This window comes from Vibrio spartinae, assembly GCF_024347135.1.
Lineage (GTDB): Bacteria > Pseudomonadota > Gammaproteobacteria > Enterobacterales > Vibrionaceae > Vibrio > Vibrio spartinae.
This window is the reverse complement of record NZ_AP024907.1, coordinates 1,722,731-1,739,230: the sequence shown is the minus strand read 5'-3', so window position 1 is coordinate 1,739,230 and position 16,500 is coordinate 1,722,731. Positions and strand designations below refer to the sequence as shown.

Annotated in this window: 17 protein-coding genes; 12 read left to right on the top strand and 5 right to left on the bottom strand. The window is 45.1% G+C overall.

All coding sequences use genetic code 11. The annotated features are described in order from the left end of the window. Positions 1 to 35: 35 nt before the first annotated feature. The 3 genes from rluB to rnm all read right to left on the bottom strand — a co-directional run bounded on the left by rluB (position 36) and on the right by rnm (position 2,594). Complete coding sequence (gene rluB, locus OCU60_RS07705; RefSeq protein ID WP_074373590.1) at positions 36 to 959, bottom strand: 23S rRNA pseudouridine(2605) synthase RluB; 924 nt, start codon at positions 957 to 959, stop codon at positions 36 to 38. A 140-nt stretch (positions 960 to 1,099) separates the two neighbouring features. Continuing rightward, entirely contained in the window at positions 1,100 to 1,720 is a 621-nt protein-coding gene (locus OCU60_RS07700; protein ID WP_074373589.1) for an L-threonylcarbamoyladenylate synthase, read from the bottom strand. A 31-nt stretch (positions 1,721 to 1,751) separates the two neighbouring features. After that, complete coding sequence (gene rnm / locus OCU60_RS07695; RefSeq protein WP_074373647.1) at positions 1,752 to 2,594, bottom strand: RNase RNM; 843 nt, start codon at positions 2,592 to 2,594, stop codon at positions 1,752 to 1,754. A gap of 294 nt (positions 2,595 to 2,888) precedes the next feature. Between rnm and OCU60_RS07690 the strand changes: the two genes are divergently transcribed. The 7 genes from OCU60_RS07690 to OCU60_RS07660 all read left to right on the top strand — a co-directional run bounded on the left by OCU60_RS07690 (position 2,889) and on the right by OCU60_RS07660 (position 11,129). Continuing rightward, positions 2,889 to 4,490: an anthranilate synthase component 1 gene (locus tag OCU60_RS07690; RefSeq protein WP_074373588.1), complete on the top strand. Its 1,602-nt coding sequence runs from the start codon at positions 2,889 to 2,891 to the stop codon at positions 4,488 to 4,490. Next, a complete protein-coding gene (locus OCU60_RS07685) occupies positions 4,483 to 5,067 on the top strand; it encodes an aminodeoxychorismate/anthranilate synthase component II (protein WP_074373587.1) in 585 nt (194 codons plus the stop codon). The genes OCU60_RS07690 and OCU60_RS07685 overlap by 8 nt, the downstream gene beginning before the upstream one ends. Before the next feature lie 51 nt (positions 5,068 to 5,118). After that, positions 5,119 to 6,117: an anthranilate phosphoribosyltransferase gene (gene trpD / locus OCU60_RS07680; protein WP_074373586.1), complete on the top strand. Its 999-nt coding sequence runs from the start codon at positions 5,119 to 5,121 to the stop codon at positions 6,115 to 6,117. Between the two features lie 3 nt (positions 6,118 to 6,120). Next, a complete protein-coding gene (trpCF, locus tag OCU60_RS07675; protein WP_074373585.1) occupies positions 6,121 to 7,530 on the top strand; it encodes a bifunctional indole-3-glycerol-phosphate synthase TrpC/phosphoribosylanthranilate isomerase TrpF in 1,410 nt (469 codons plus the stop codon). A 46-nt stretch (positions 7,531 to 7,576) separates the two neighbouring features. After that, complete coding sequence (gene trpB / locus OCU60_RS07670) at positions 7,577 to 8,770, top strand: tryptophan synthase subunit beta (RefSeq protein ID WP_074373584.1); 1,194 nt, start codon at positions 7,577 to 7,579, stop codon at positions 8,768 to 8,770. Next, the gene (gene trpA, locus OCU60_RS07665) at positions 8,767 to 9,573 is read left to right on the top strand and encodes a tryptophan synthase subunit alpha (RefSeq protein ID WP_074373583.1); all 807 of its coding nucleotides are present in this window, start codon (positions 8,767 to 8,769) and stop codon (positions 9,571 to 9,573) included. Before trpB ends, trpA begins: the two co-directional genes overlap by 4 nt. A 239-nt stretch (positions 9,574 to 9,812) precedes the next feature. Further along, positions 9,813 to 11,129 (top strand): dicarboxylate/amino acid:cation symporter, encoded by a 1,317-nt coding sequence (locus tag OCU60_RS07660; RefSeq protein ID WP_083602682.1) that lies wholly within the window; start codon positions 9,813 to 9,815, stop codon positions 11,127 to 11,129. Positions 11,130 to 11,229: 100 nt separating this feature from the next. Here the strand turns inward: OCU60_RS07660 and OCU60_RS07655 are convergent, their stop codons facing one another. Together OCU60_RS07655 and OCU60_RS07650 are read right to left on the bottom strand one after the other, a co-directional pair. Continuing rightward, positions 11,230 to 12,150 (bottom strand): hypothetical protein, encoded by a 921-nt coding sequence (locus tag OCU60_RS07655; RefSeq protein WP_074373582.1) that lies wholly within the window; start codon positions 12,148 to 12,150, stop codon positions 11,230 to 11,232. Then, complete coding sequence (locus OCU60_RS07650) at positions 12,140 to 12,850, bottom strand: hypothetical protein (protein WP_228449010.1); 711 nt, start codon at positions 12,848 to 12,850, stop codon at positions 12,140 to 12,142. Before OCU60_RS07650 ends, OCU60_RS07655 begins: the two co-directional genes overlap by 11 nt. 545 nt (positions 12,851 to 13,395) lie before the next feature. Here OCU60_RS07650 and OCU60_RS07645 point away from each other — a divergent pair. The 5 genes from OCU60_RS07645 to OCU60_RS07625 all read left to right on the top strand — a co-directional run bounded on the left by OCU60_RS07645 (position 13,396) and on the right by OCU60_RS07625 (position 16,482). Further along, complete coding sequence (locus tag OCU60_RS07645; RefSeq protein WP_074373580.1) at positions 13,396 to 13,935, top strand: septation protein A; 540 nt, start codon at positions 13,396 to 13,398, stop codon at positions 13,933 to 13,935. A 153-nt stretch (positions 13,936 to 14,088) separates the two neighbouring features. Beyond that, positions 14,089 to 14,490, top strand: coding sequence for an acyl-CoA thioester hydrolase YciA (gene yciA, locus OCU60_RS07640; protein ID WP_074373579.1), 402 nt, complete (start codon positions 14,089 to 14,091; stop codon positions 14,488 to 14,490). 86 nt (positions 14,491 to 14,576) lie between these two features. Continuing rightward, positions 14,577 to 14,873: a YciI family protein gene (locus tag OCU60_RS07635; RefSeq protein WP_074373578.1), complete on the top strand. Its 297-nt coding sequence runs from the start codon at positions 14,577 to 14,579 to the stop codon at positions 14,871 to 14,873. A gap of 23 nt (positions 14,874 to 14,896) precedes the next feature. After that, positions 14,897 to 15,295 carry a GspS/AspS pilotin family protein gene (locus tag OCU60_RS07630; RefSeq protein WP_159439472.1) on the top strand — a complete coding sequence of 133 codons (399 nt, stop codon included), beginning with the start codon at positions 14,897 to 14,899 and terminating at the stop codon, positions 15,293 to 15,295. A gap of 275 nt (positions 15,296 to 15,570) precedes the next feature. Next, positions 15,571 to 16,482, top strand: a complete 912-nt coding sequence (locus OCU60_RS07625; protein ID WP_074373576.1) for a LysR substrate-binding domain-containing protein — start codon at positions 15,571 to 15,573, stop codon at positions 16,480 to 16,482. Positions 16,483 to 16,500: the final 18 nt, after the last annotated feature.

The following is a 16,500-nucleotide window of genomic DNA, read 5'->3' as shown; positions in this document are numbered from 1 at the left end:
TTGTGTTCTATTTTCTTGTGTTCTATATCGGGTTTCTAGCGCTGACGCCTTTTGGCTTTCGCCTGAGGAGTCGCTTTCTGACTTCGCTGCCCTCTCCCTTTCGGGGCGGAGATCCGCTCTTCATGGCGTTTGACCGCCCGGCGAATTTTCTGGCTTTTTGCCCTTTCACGTTTACGAGACGTGTTGTCTTTAGAAACGTCGATCATGGTGTGTTGCTCCGGCCGTAACTCTACCAGTTTACGCAGATAATTCACATCAGACAGATTGAGTTCAACCCACCCACCGCGAGGCAACGTTTTATCTAAAAAGATATCGCCGTAACGAACTCGTTTGAGGCGGCTCACGGTGGTGTCCTGAGATTCCCACAAACGGCGGACTTCGCGGTTACGTCCTTCGTTGATGACCACATAAAATGTGTGATTCATCCCTTCACCACCAGCGTATACAACGTCTTCGAAACGTGCAACGCCATCTTCCAGCTCAACACCACGGACGAGATTTTTGATCTTTTGTTCGTTAATTTCACCAAACACACGAACTAAGTATTCACGTTCAACCTGACGGCTTGGGTGCATCAACCGATTGGCAAGTTCGCCATCCGTGGTAAACAATAACAGCCCGGATGTATTTGCATCCAGACGACCGACGGAAATCCAGCGTGAACCCCGGATTTTTGGCAATCGATCAAAAACAGTTCTTCGCCCTTCGGGATCATGTCGGGTACATAATTCCCCTTCAGGTTTATAGTAAACGAGCACCCGGCAAACCAATTCTTCATCGGCTTTCATTGAGACAACATGTCCGTCAATCCGAATCACGGCACTTTCATCTTCTAAGCGCTCACCCAAAACAGCTACCTTGCCATTAACACTGACACGCCCGCTCCGAATCAACGTTTCCAACTCACGGCGAGAGCCGTGACCTGCGCGTGCTAAAACCTTTTGTAACTTTTCGCTCATTAACTTACCTTGCTTGTCGTCTTCTCAGACGTCGAATAAAAATGCGACCTCAGAATCGCGGTCGCACATTATCTCAAATCAAAGTGAAAAAAGCATCTCTTTTGATAACACGATTATCTGCAACAACCGTTTCAACATGACTATTCAAATGGGGTCGGGTCACCTGCTCCCAGCCGTTGCACCACCATGGTATCTTCACTGAAATCAATCACGGTTGTTGGCTGCTCTCCGAGGTATCCCCCATTTAAAATCACATCCACAGCATGTTCCAGTGAATCACGGATCTCATCCGGATCAGATTCAGTGGTTTCTTTCCCCGGTAGGATCAACGATGTTGACATGAGTGGTTCACCAAGAGCTTCAAGTAAATCCAGCGCAATGCGGTTATCCGGTACACGGATCCCAATGGTTTTTCGCCGCGGATTCATTAACCGTCTCGGTACTTCCTTGGTTCCTTTAAAGATAAAGGTATAAGGCCCCGGGGTATTATTTCTCAACAATCGAAAGGCGGTATTATCAACTCGGGCATACAGCGAGAGTTCAGACAGATCCCGGCACAACAGCGTAAAATTGTGTTTGTCATCCAGACGACGGATTTGACAGATACGTTCCAGTGCTCGTTTATTCTCTAACTGACATCCCAATGCATAACCAGAATCAGTCGGATAAACCACAACCCCGCCATTACGAATAATCGCCACAGCCTGATTGATCAATCGGGCTTGTGGGTTTTCTGGATGAACATAAAAATACTGACTCATTATTACTCCTCACCATCGAGCAACTCGATGCTTACTCTACGGACAAGCCCCAATCTTTCCACACAGGTTCAATATCAGAAGGCAACCAAAGATTCCGGCCTAACTCCATCCACGGAGAAGGATAATGGAAATCACTACCTTGAGAGGCTAGCAGTCTGTATTGTAACGCATAATTCGTCAGATTGCGCCTTTCCTGAGGTGCTTGTTGTGGCTGAGCAACTTCCATCGCATCACCACCAACCCCGGCAAATGCTTCAATCAGACGCTTCAACCATTTTGTTGTCAGGTCATATCGTCCCGGATGCGCCAATACGGCTTGTCCTCCTGCGGCATGAATCGCCTCGATGGCATCTTGCATAGAACACCAGTCTGGCGGGACATAACCTGGCTGATTCCGGGTTAAATATTTCTTAAACACCTGCTGCATCGTCTTGGCGTAGCCATGCGCAACCAGCCATTGTGCAAAATGAGCACGGGTAATTGCTGCATCACCGGCAATCTCTTTGACTTCAGCAAGAATGCCCGGCCGAGTCACTTTTTCCAAACGTGTTGCGATCATCGTCGCACGCACATCACGACGCTGTTTTTGCTGGGTAATCAGGTCATTCAATGCAGCAGAAGTTACATCAACATTCAGCCCGACGATATGGATATCTTTGTTCTGCCAAACCGTCGATATCTCAATGCCATCAACCAAACGAATCGGTAATTGTTGTGCCTCAATAAATCGATGCGCTGCATCTAAACCATCAACACAATCATGATCCGTAATCGCCAGTACATCAATATCAAACGAAACAGCGCGAAGCAGCAGTTCCTCCGGAGATAATTTTCCATCGGAAGCAACGGTGTGACTATGTAAATCTATTTTCATCATTTTTTTGATTTTTCACCAATAAAAGCTTGACTTCGAACCTTCGCACTAGTTTACTAGTACAAAAATACATACCAACACTCAGACACCTATGTTACAAGAATTCAACATGAATCCAAACGCTCTCACACTTATTTCTGATAGGCCGGTTTCTGATGGGCAGGTTTCTGATGGACAGGTTTCTGATGGACAGACAGTGTAACAATGTTCCACCTCTCATCAGCATTGCATCGCACGATCTATTGATCACGAAGGCAGTTGGCAACGAAGGTATTAAGAATAAAGGATCAGTAAATGAATAACACCATTGATATCACTCAGCTCGGTACACTGCGTCTTCTATCAGAAACCTTGCCCTATTCAGCAGACCCAACCGCAGTATTCCATACTTTGTGCGGGCATAAGAGCGATTGCCTGTTGCTTGAATCGGCAGAAATTGATTCGAAAGAGGATTTGAAAAGTCTGCTTCTTATTGATGCTGCGGTTCGCGTGATTTGCTTTGGACACGAAGTGACGTTTCATGCACTGACGCCCAACGGAGAACATCTGATTCATCATCTGGTCCGAAATATCAAATCCGAAATAACCGCAACACTAACCGAACAGACACTGACACTTCATTTCGATGCACCGCGGACAGGACTTGATGAAGATAGTCGCTTGCAAGAATCTTCCTCATTTGATGCCCTACGTCTGATTCAGCACAGTTTCGATCTGACCGGACTCGATAAACATGCCATCTTCTTAGGTGGACTGTTCGCTTACGATCTCGTGGCCAACTTTGAACCGCTGGGCAATGCAGAAACCACCAACCAATGCCCTGATTATGTATTTTATGTCGCTGAGTCGCTGATGATCATTGACCATCAGAATGGCAGTTGTCATGTTCAGGGCTCACTGTTTAATCCGGATGAACAGACTACGGCGATGTTATCACAGCGCCTGACATCAATTGTTCATCAGTGTCAGGACATTCAGCCACTTCCGGCGGCTGTGGTGTGTCATGATGTGACCGTTTTCCCCTCGATGAGTGATACGGATTTCTGTGGCGTGGTGGACAATCTGAAACAATATATTGTCCAAGGGGATATCTTTCAGGTTGTCCCTTCACGACGTTTTATGCTGCCATGCCCGTCACCGTTAGCCGCGTATAAAAAGCTCAAAGAAACAAACCCAAGTCCTTATATGTTTTATATTCAGGATGAAAAATTTACGCTGTTTGGGGCCTCTCCGGAAAGCGCACTCAAATATGCCTGTGATACCAACCAAATTGAAATCTATCCCATTGCAGGGACTCGCCCACGGGGGAGAAATCCAGACGGTTCAATCAATTTCGATCTCGATGGCCGACTGGAATTAGATCTTCGTAATGATAAAAAAGAGAACGCAGAACACATGATGCTGGTTGATTTAGCCCGCAATGACGTCGCCAGAATCTCTGAAGCCGGAAGTCGTCATCTTGCTGATCTCCTTAAAACGGACCGTTACAGCCATGTCATGCATTTGGTTTCCCGGGTCGTCGGCCAGCTAAGACATGATTTGGATGCCCTACACGCCTATCAGGCCTGTATGAACATGGGAACATTGACCGGTGCCCCGAAGATCCGGGCCATGCAATTAATCCGGTCGGTTGAACAAGAGCGCCGGGGCAGTTACGGGGGGGCAGTCGGTTACATGACGGGTGAAGGTGATCTGGATACTTGTATCGTGATTCGCTCAGCCTATATTGAAGATGGGATAGCCAGCGTTCAGGCAGGTGCCGGCGTTGTTTACGATTCTGACCCACAGTCAGAAGCCGATGAAACCAGAGGCAAAGCCCAAGCCGTCATTACTGCGATTCAGATGGCTCATCAGGCACCAGACAGCTCAGTTCAGGGAGACAAACGTCATGGCTAATCTCATTTTTATCGACAATTTTGATTCATTTACCTACAACCTTGTCGATCAATTCCGTTCACTCGGACATCAGGTCACCATTTATCGCAATAATATCGAAACCGCGCAGATCATGGCGACGCTCAACCGGACTGAACATCCTGTCGTCGTGCTTTCTCCGGGTCCCGGTGTTCCTTCCGAAGCAGGCTGTATGCCAGAGCTGTTGCAACAGCTCATCGGTCAGGTACCGGTGATTGGCATCTGTTTGGGTCATCAGGCGATTGTTGAAGCCTATGGTGGCCGGGTTGCAGGTGCCGGTGAAATCGTCCACGGCAAAGTCTCGCTTATGGCACATCAAGGACATACGGTTTATCAAGGTCTACCGTCACCGATGACCGTTGCCAGATATCACTCTTTGATTGCCTTAGAGATACCGGAGGCATTGACCGTGACCGCTGAAGTCGATGGTTTAACCATGTCGGTGATCCATGAACAGCACAAAGTCTGCGGATTTCAATTTCATCCGGAATCGATCATGACCACTTATGGCGCGAAACTACTGGCAAATACGATTGAATGGGCGCTTCAAGAGAACTAAGCCGAAATATTATTGACCAAACTAAAGTCTCAAGAGAAGGGAAAGGACCACATGCAACCAATCATTGATAAACTGTTCTCACAGATGCCATTATCTCAACAAGAAGCCCATACCCTCTTTAGCCAAATTATTCAGGGTGAAATGGCCCCTATTCTGATGGCTGCAATGTTAACGGCACTGAAGCTCAAGGGGGAAACGCCTGAAGAAATCTCCGGTGCCGTACAAGCACTGCTGGATAATGCCACCCCATTTCCTCGCCCTGACTACGATTTTGCCGATATTGTCGGCACCGGTGGCGACGGTGCTAATACCTTTAATATTTCCACGACGTCTGCATTTGTCGCAGCCGCCTGCGGTGTCAAAGTCGCCAAGCATGGTAACCGAGGCGTTTCCAGCAAATCCGGGTCTTCTGACCTGCTGGATGCATTCGGTATCGATCTGACGATGACACCTCAGGCGACCCGCGAAGCACTGGACGAGCTGGGGGTCGCTTTTCTGTTTGCCCCGCAGTACCATGGTGGCGTGCGGCACGCGATGCCAGTGCGTCAAACACTCAAAACCCGAACGATTTTCAATATTCTCGGTCCACTGATTAATCCGGCACGGCCAAATATCGAACTGATGGGCGTTTACGATCCAGACCTCATTCAGCCGATTGCTCAAACCATGCTAAAAATGGGGATGAAGCGCGCAGCGGTAGTCCATGGTTCCGGACTGGATGAAGTCGCCATCCATGGTCCGACACTGGTGGCAGAGATTCGCGATCAAACGATCACTGAGTATCTGTTAACGCCTGAAGACTTCGGATTAAAAACGTATCCTTTATCAGCTATTCAGGGGGGAACGCCTGAAGAAAATCGTCAGCTGATTGAAAATCTGTTAACGGGCAAAGGAACAGAGGCTCAAATGGCTGCGGTCGCAGTGAATGTGGCACTGTTACTTCGTCTGTTCGGCCGCGAAGATTTAAAAGCCAATGCCCAACAAGCAATTGATATCATGAAATCAGGACAGGCATTCCAACGAGTCCGTCAACTTGCACAGCGGAGCTAATACATGACAACACAGTTATCAGAACACATCACCACAGAACATACGGAAATGGCAGAAGTCCTCGTCAAGATTGTTCGCGATAAACATCTCTGGCTCGAACAACGTCAACAAAATCAACCATTAGCAAGCTTTAAGAGTTTACTGAAGCCTTCAGACCGAAGTTTTTATGATGCGTTGAATACTGGAAAAGCAGCGTTCATTCTTGAATGCAAAAAGGCATCGCCCTCCAAAGGACTGATCCGCGACGTCTTTGATCTGGACTATATCGCATCGGTCTATAAACAGTATGCCAATGCGATTTCTATCCTGACCGATGAGAAGTACTTCCAAGGAAACTTTGAGTTTATTCCTCAGGTTCGCAATCAGGTCACCCAACCGATACTGTGTAAAGATTTCATGATCGATACTTATCAGGTTTATCTGGCTCGCCACTACGGTGCGGATGCCATTTTACTGATGCTCTCCGTATTAGACGATGAAACTTATCAGACCCTCGCTCAGGTTGCTCATCAGCTCAACATGGGCATTTTAACTGAAGCCAGTAATGAGGCAGAGCTGGAACGGGCAGTTGCACTCCAAGCGAAAGTCATCGGGATCAACAACCGTAATTTAAGAGACTTAACGACCGATCTGAACCGAACTAAAGCACTGGCACCAAAGTTGCCCAAAGGCACCACGATTATTTCGGAGTCTGGCATTTATACGCATCGGCAAGTCCGGGATTTGTCTGCCTATGCTCAGGGCTTCCTGATCGGCAGTTCTCTGATGTCCGAACAAAATCTGGAAATAGCGGTTCGTCGTGTGATCCTCGGTGAGAACAAAGTTTGTGGACTAACCCGTCCGAATGACGCCGCGCAAGCTTACCGGGCTGGCGCCGTCTACGGTGGGCTTATTTTTGTCGAAGCCTCCCCACGCTACACCACACCGGAGTCAGCTCGCGTAACCATGGCCGGCGCACCACTTAAGTATGTGGGCGTATTTCAGAATCACACCGTCGAAGAGGTGGCTCAAATCGCGCATGAACTTCAGTTAAGCGCTGTACAACTGCATGGCAACGAAGATCAAGCCTACGTCAATCAGCTCCGAAAAGCGCTATCTGCTGATATTGCGATCTGGAAAGCTTATGCAGTCTCAGACCAACTTCCAGCACCGTTAGCACAGCATATTGATCGTCATTTATACGATAGCAAAGTCGGCCAACAGAGCGGAGGGACCGGGCAAACATTTGACTGGCAACAGCTCACTCAAGTTGAAGGCGTGATGCTTGCCGGTGGTTTATCACCGGAAAATGCGAAAGAAGCGGCGGCTCTGGGATGTAACGGACTGGATTTCAATTCAGGGGTTGAATCGGCTCCCGGCATCAAAGACACCGACAAACTACAGCAAGCATTTCAAAAAATTAGAGATTATTAGTCGTCGGAATACCGATACCTGACAGAACAGCAAAAAGGAATCAATCATGTCTAAACTTAACGCCTACTTCGGCGAGTTCGGTGGCCAGTTTGTCCCACAAATACTGGTTCCGGCACTTGATCAGTTAGAACAGGCTTTTATTGACGCTCAAGAAGACCCTGAATTTCAGGCCGAATTTATGTCTCTGCTTCAAGAATACGCAGGACGTCCGACAGCGCTCACCCTCACCCAAAACCTGACCAAAGGTACCAAGACCAAACTGTATCTCAAACGAGAAGATTTGCTGCATGGCGGCGCTCATAAAACCAATCAGGTGCTCGGACAAGCTCTGTTGGCCAAACGAATGGGTAAACAAGAAATCATCGCAGAGACGGGCGCCGGGCAGCATGGTGTTGCAACAGCCATTGCCTGTGCACTGTTGGGGTTAAAATGCCGGGTTTACATGGGTGCCAAAGACATTGAACGTCAAAGTCCGAATGTGTTTCGGATGCGTTTGATGGGTGCAACCGTCATTCCTGTCCACGCGGGGTCATCAACACTCAAAGATGCTTGTAACGAAGCGATGCGCGACTGGTCAGCAAGCTACGAAACATCCCACTATTTATTAGGTACGGCTGCGGGGCCTCACCCATTCCCGACCATTGTGCGGGAATTCCAGAGAATTATCGGGGAAGAGACAAAACATCAAATTTTAGCGCGTGAAGGTAAATTACCGGATGCGGTGATCGCCTGTGTGGGGGGCGGTTCAAATGCGATTGGTATGTTTGCTGATTTTATTGAAGAAGAAAATGTCCGCTTGATCGGAGTCGAACCCGGTGGGAAAGGGGTTGAAACTCATCAGCATGGTGCACCATTAAAATATGGCAAAACCGGGATTTATCTGGGCATGAAATCCCCACTGATGCAAGATGCGTATGGTCAGATTGAAGAATCTTATTCGGTTTCTGCCGGGCTCGATTTTCCATCAGTCGGTCCGCAGCATGCTCATTTAAATGCAATCGGCAGAGCCGAATATGAAAATATCACCGATGACGAAGCTCTGGATGCTTTTCAAGAATTGGCTCGTCATGAAGGCATTATCCCGGCTCTTGAGTCTTCTCATGCTTTAGCCCATGCCCTCAAAATGGCTCGCAGCGAACCAGAGAAAGAACAGACGCTGGTGGTGAACTTATCTGGACGAGGTGACAAAGATATTTTCACCGTCCATAAAATCTTAGAAGAAAAAGGAGTGCTGTCATGAATCGTTACCAAACACTTTTCCAACAACTGACGGAAAAGAATCAAGGCGCATTTGTTCCTTTTGTAACCATTGGTGACCCCACCCCGTCACTCTCTTTAGAAATTATCAATACGTTGATTGAAGCCGGTGCGGACGCACTGGAACTGGGTATCCCGTTCTCTGATCCGCTCGCTGATGGCCCAACCATTCAGGGAGCGAACATGCGGGCTCTCGCAGCAAAGACCACCCCGGATATCTGTTTTGAACTCATAACGCAAGTGCGGCAAAATTATCCGGATTTACCGATCGGTCTGCTTGTCTATGCCAACCTAGTCTACACTCGTGGCATTGACGACTTTTATCACCGCTGCCAACGGGCTGGGGTCGATTCGGTTCTGATCGCTGATGTGCCAACCAATGAAAGTGAAGATTTCATTCGATCAGCAGAAAAGCATGGGATTGAACCGATTTTCATTGCCCCGCCAACGGCAGATCAGCAAACGTTACAAATCGTCGCATCACGTAGCAAAGGCTATACCTACCTCCTTTCTCGAGCAGGAGTGACTGGCACGGAAACAAAAGCCGGAATGCCCGTAGACAACTTGCTGAAAATGCTGAAAGAATATCAGGCACCACCGGCATTACTCGGGTTTGGTATTTCAGAACCAGAGCAAGTCAAACAGGCCTTGGCCGCAGGTGCGGCAGGTGCGATTTCAGGTTCAGCGGTGGTGAGAATCATCGAATCCAATCAACACGATACCTCAACACTGTTGACACAACTCCATCAGTTTGTCTCTACGATGAAGGCAGCGACGCAGCTATAATCCGTTCAATCAGCGGTTTCCATTACGGAAACCGCGAATCGCGCCATCTCGGGCTATTCAAGCCCATTCACATAAACAATAATGTTACAACTGAAACATTATTTAGCATATATTTCTGCTCATGATATTTTTTGCCAAACGTTTGCGTAAATTTTCTGTCTATTGAGCATTTTCATAACTGATATCTTGATCAGAAAAAGATATCAGTGTAAAAACTTAGCCGGAATATTTACCCATAAATGTTAGTAATATTGGTGGGTAATCCTAGGAAATTAAAAATTCATAACACAAGGGTTACGGTAGTGTTAAAAGAAAAGAGTTTATTATCAAATATTGGTGTTCAGGTTGTCATTGCGATGATTCTGGGGTCGATTGTCGGTGCCGCCATGGGACATGACGCCGCAATGTTCTCACCACTCGGGGCTATCTTTATCAATCTGATTAAGATGCTGGTCATTCCATTGGTTGCCGTGGCACTGATTTCAGGCTCTGCCGGTTTGGGGAACAGCCACTCCGCAGGCAAAGTCGGAGCCGTGACCTTAGGATACTTTGCTGTCACTTCTGCACTGGCAGTTGCTTTAGCACTATTGATGGGACATTTCTTCCAACCCGGCATCGGCATTGATGTTTCTGGTGTTGAAGGTATGTTCTCTTCAGAATATGCGTCAAAAGGTGAACTTCCTACTTTTTGGGCAACCATTATCGGTATGATCCCAACCAACGTTTTCCAGTCACTGAATAACGCAAATATTCTACAAATACTGGTGTTCTGCCTTTTCTTCGGTGTGGCGCTCGCCAAACAGAGTGAAGAACGTCGTTTGCCAATCATCAATGGTATAAACACGATTGTTGATGCCATGGTCTGGATGATCAATAAAGTGATGGTCATTGCGCCAATCGGGGTTTTCGGCCTGATGGCAGAAGCCGTCGGTACATTTGGTTTCAGTGCGCTGACGGTTGTACTGAAACTCTTTGTCGTCTATGTTGCTGCTATTCTGATTTTTGGTTTCATTGTCTATCCACTGATGATTCAGATTTTTACCAAAACATCAGCTCGTAAATTCATTGGCGTAATGAAAAAGCCTCAAGCCGTTGCCCTCTCTACAGCATCGTCAATGGCAACGCTGCCAGTGACCATGGATGCAGTTGAAAACGATCTGGGTGTCAGAAGCTCAACCGCATCATTCGTACTCCCGTTGGGTGCTACGATCAACATGTCCGGTAACGCAATTTACTACGGACTGGTTGCAGTTTTCTTTGCTCAACTATTCAACATCGACCTGAGCATGGGCTCTTATGTCGCCATCATCGTGACAGCAACACTGGGTGCTGTCGGTCAGGCAGGTGTTCCGGGGCCATCTTTCCTTGTCGTCGCTGTACTACTTGCGGCTGGAATTCCAATTGAAGGTCTGCCGCTGTTATTTGCTCTGGATCGTATCTTCGACATGATTCGTACCGCACTGAACATCACGGGTGATGCCGCCTGTGCAGTGATTGTCGATTCTCTGATTGAAGAACCGGCCCCAGAAGAAAATACGGTTGAACAAGAAGCATAACTGTTCACTTGTTTTAAGAAAGCCACTCATCAATGAGTGGCTTTCTCCTACTCTCATAAGAAAAATAGTATATTGGATACCAAATAAAATTAAATCAGTATTAACAGGATGGTATCGTAGCCTTATTCTGGCTAAGAGCCTCAGCTTCTGGATATGCAATGAACCAAGAATGGATATCTTGGATAATTCTATATCCACATCGATTATCTACAGCAGAACCACGGACAACCTTTACACCAGAATTATCTTTAATTAAAAAATTCTGGTCTGGATTTTTAATTTCAGAATATTTTCCCATTAATTCATTTTTAACTACATATAATGTCATCCTGAGTAAAGAAGATAATACCTGAGACAAAAATTCACCATTTCCATCAATAAGGTTCTTGGTTTGAGATTCTGTAAACGTCTGACTATATACCTGAATCAAGTTTCTATATTTTATTCCATACCTACGACTTTTATGTTTGTCTGATGATGATAACCAGACAATCGATTTAATAGAAATATTTGTCATATCACTATTACTGAAGAAAATAGGCTTTATGTTGATAGTCTTACGATCTGCTTCTTCTGCATTGACCAAGTATGCATGATAATCCCCAACCATGTCAGTCAGAGATAATTCATCTGCTATCTTTCTCAAAGGCTGAATTTGCTCGTTTGCTTTCTCTTGTTCCTTTGCTAATTTATCATCCCTTTGTGAATGAACCATCGCAATACGTGCACTAATCTGAGCAATCACGCCAACGAGTCCTGCATCCCCCTGATACAACATGTTAGGAGATTTAATCGTATCATTAAGTGAATATAATCCACGTAAATCAACTCTCGATAGATCCTCGAAAGTAAACCTAAAGTTAGTATCATTAATATAACCGTCGGCTATCAAGTTTACATGTTTAGTATAATCATCTTGATAGGGTGTGCTACCACACCCAACCAAAGTTATCATAAAGATCATTAAAAAAAATCGCATGCTTATTTTACTATCCTTAGAAAGCAATAAGTTAAATTGCATCTTTAATTTTTTGTTTTACATTTTCAATCGCTTGATAGTACGACGTCGTGACACTTGGAAATTCTTTCGGCTCGTCCCATTCACCAGATGGTTGAACGACTTCAGTAATATCTAAATATTGAACATATGCATTACTATTTAAATCGACTGAATATAGCAATCCAGCCACATAGCCTTGAGGATCACCATTAGGGATATAATCCGAAAAACTGCGGAAGGCTCCATATCTAGTGATATGTAAAACAACAAGTACATCAATATCTAAAATTTCTTTCAATGACCTAAAATCTTTCTTAGCAAAACCAAGATCTCCATTAAAATCTTTTAAATCTTTTATTGAGGAAGGTAAGGATACCAACTTTGTTTCTTGTGAACGCTGTGAATATTCTGATAATACCAAATCTCTTATTTTTATTAACTCGTCTGTTGTAATATTTTTCTCTAAATAGGTATCTAATTCACTTGTTAATGTCGATGCAAATCCATAACATAGTAAACAAGAAGCGCCAAATATGTGTGTAGTTGCTTCCTCTTGAGGTGGTATATATAAAACCCCAACTTTTAAGTGCTCATTGACAAAGTTTGTATCTAGTGTGACTGTTGGTTGAGGAGTGCTCGAACAAGCGGCTAATAATATAGCTAGACCAGCCATAACAAAACTCTTAAGGCCTAATTTCAACGTCCCCATTTTTTCTCTCATGTAAATATCCCATTTTAAACTTAGCAAATATGATTGATAATAATTATTGAATATATAAGAACAATAGTTTTATAAAATTTGAGAAAACTTATCATATTAACAAGTATAAAAAACGTGATCAAAATTCCAATATCACCCTCCTTATATTTTAATCCGTATAAATTAAGCTCATTCATTGGTTAATATTTATACAAATTTATTTGAGCTGGTTTATATAAAAAAGAAGTTGTTATATATCTGCGATCTGGCATTTTGTTGCAAACATATCTTTTTAAATAGAGACATTTTAATGTATTAATTTTATTACAATTAAACATACAAAATATTAACCATCATAAAGTAATCCTCCAATCCTATAACCTTTTTAGGTGCTTAGTTTTATAATATTTCTTGCTCTAAAACACTCAGCAAAAGCAAAGTGACACTCAAATCCGCCCCAAACCCACTCTGATAGTCAGAAATCGTGACAAAACATGATCTGACTATTCAGATACCTGTCAATTTTAGTTAGACTGTAGCGCTCTCTAGTGAAGGACTGAATACCCATGAAACAACTGATCGACTTTATCCCACTTATTGTGTTTTTCGTGCTGTTCAAGCTATACGACATCTATGTAGCAACAGGTGCCCTGATTATTGCCAGTGCGATGCAAATTGCTATCACCTACTTTTGGTATAAAAAAGTCGAAAAAATGCAGGTCATTACTTTTGTTCTGGTCGCAGTGTTCGGTGGGATGACGATTTTCCTCCATGATGCCAATTTTATTAAGTGGAAAGTTACCATCGTCTATCTTGTCTTTGCCATCGGCCTGACGGTGACTCATCTTATGGGCAAATCAGCGATTAAAAGCATGTTGGGTAAAGAGCTACAACTTCCGGATGACGTCTGGTCAAAAATTAACTGGGCCTGGGTATTCTTTTTTGTTGCCTGTGCAGCCATTAATGTCTATGTCGCGTTCAAGTTGCCTTTAGATGTTTGGGTCGATTTCAAAGTCTTTGGTCTGCTGATCGCAACACTGGTATACACCTTATTCACTGGTATATACATCTATACCCGATTACCCAAAGATGAAGATCATCAATAGGGTGAAAAACGTGAACTTGCATCGGTTCTTTCTTGCTTCTTTGTGAAATCCGATGCACCATCTGTTATTGTTTCGAAGTTGGATGAATTCATTGTATTTGATTGATGAATCGACGCTTCTCCTGAAAGCATTCAACCTATGTAGTACGAAATTATGAAGTCTGAAGTGAATACCCCGAAAGGCCAGCTCCTTTCACGAACACTTGCAATGCCAGCGGATACCAACGCTAACGGTGATATTTTTGGCGGTTGGATTATGTCACAGCTGGATTTGGCCGGAGGCATTCTGGCAAAAGAAATTTCACACGGCAGAATTGTGACAGTCTCCGTATCAAGCATTGCCTTTAAAAAACCGGTGAGTGTCGGTGATGTGGTTTGTTGTTATGGTGAATGTGTCCGCATTGGTCGTAGCTCCATGTCAGTTGAGCTTGAAGTCTGGGTTAAGCCCGTTCATGCACACGGTATCGGTGATCGGTTTCAGGTCTGTGAAGCCACATTCAACTACGTGGCCGTCGATAGTGACGGACGCCCGAGAATGATTGAGCTTCACCCATAAGATAAATCATTGTTCTCCCAAAGCCGCAGGCCGGAGAGTGAACACAAGTCGCGTCAATTGCCCGACTTTTGTATAAGGATATAAATATGTGGTATGTCATATTTTCTCAAGATGTAGAAAACTCTTTAGAGAAGCGGATGGGCGCCCGGCCGCAGCATCTGGAAAGATTACAGCTGTTACAAAATGAAGGGCGCTTACTCACTGCCGGGCCTCTGCCTGCTATTGACTCAGATAACCCGGGAGAAGCCGGATTCACCGGATCAACAGTCATTGCTGATTTTGCGTCTCTGGATGAAGCCAAGACATGGGCAGATGCCGACCCTTATGTCACAGCTGGTGTGTACCAGTCTGTGATCGTCAAACCCTATAAACAAGTTTTTTAACGATCTGAGAATAGCATTCCATGATAAGAAAAATATGTATTGCAGTTGGGCTAAGTGCTCTCTTAATCGGTTGTAGTAGTAATAATGAGCAAAAACAGCTAGAGCTCCTTGCAGCCAACCGGGCAAGTATTATTCATGCTGAACTCCCGATTAAGTCCGGACCGTTGTCCATCATGCGCGCCTCGTCAAAGGGAAGTGTCATTGAAATCATGATGATTTATAACAATGATGCGCCTAAAGCCAAGTCAACACAGTCACTTTTAACCCAAAGCATCAAAAGTTACTGTGCCAATACAGAAACCAAGTCGAATCTCGATGCGGGACTGGCCTACCGGATAAAAATTCGTAATACCCGCGGACAACTAATGATTGATCAACTGATCAACCAAGCCGCGTGTAGCAAGTATTCGAAAAAGCAATAACTGAGCCGGTCAATTTCGTCAGTTGTATCGTGCCATCATATGGCAAAGAGCCCCGTTATCGGGGCTTTTTATTGATGAAATCTTTCTTTATAAAACTGACCAAGTTCTCCGCGCCAATCGTCAACGACTCAACTGCCACATTAATAAAATTCATAATCATAAAAATAAATTGAAATTAACTAACTCACATAGCCGTCTGGATGTTTACATACAATGAATATCAGCGTAGTTTAGTAAAAATATTCAACATGATTAGTCATGAATGAGGAAAACTCATGTTAGAAATCAAACATCTCAAAACATTGATTTCACTCAGAGATACGGGGTCTTTAACCGCAACCGCGACAGCACTCCACCTAACCCAGTCAGCTCTGTCCCATCAGATTAAAGATCTGGAATCGCGGATTGGCAGTCCGCTGTTTCTCAGAAAAACGCGCCCCGTTCGATTTACATCTGAAGGTGAAATTTTGCTGCGGCTGGCGGAAGATGTATTACCGCGAATGGCTCAGGCAGAACACCAAATCGCCAGTCTCAAAGAAGATGTGAATGGACGCCTGCATATGGCGATTGATTGCCATTCTTGCTTTCAATGGCTGATGCCTGCGCTTAAGGAGTACCAGCTCAGCTGGCCGGATGTAACACTGGATTTTTCTTCCGGATTTGGTTTCGAACCCCTCCCGGCACTACTGGCAGGAGAGCTTGATCTCTTGATCACTTCGGATATTATGCCTCGCTCCGAAATTCACTATGAGCCGTTGTTTGATTTTGAAATGCGTCTTGTCACCGCGATCAATCATCCGCTGGCTGACGCGGCTGCCATCCAACCCGCAGACTTAGCCGACCAGACGATGTTGACTTATCCGGTCCCGAAACAGCGTCTCGATGTGTATAAACACTTTCTTCATCCGGCCGATGTAGAACCGCTCAAATGGAAGCAGGCAGATAATACGCTCATGCTGGTTCAGATGGTGTCAGCTGGCTTAGGGGTTGCGGCACTGCCTAATTGGGCGATCAGCGAATTTTCTCGCCAGCGCCTGATCACCAGCAAACAACTGGGACAAGGACTATGGCGGCGACTGTTTGCTGCTGTAAGACATGGGGAAAAAGAAAAACGTTACCTACAGGCTTTCTTTGCTACGGCCCGGCAACAGTGTAAAACACATTTAGAAGGGATAAGAATCGCCTGATAGAAATGACTCCCGCCA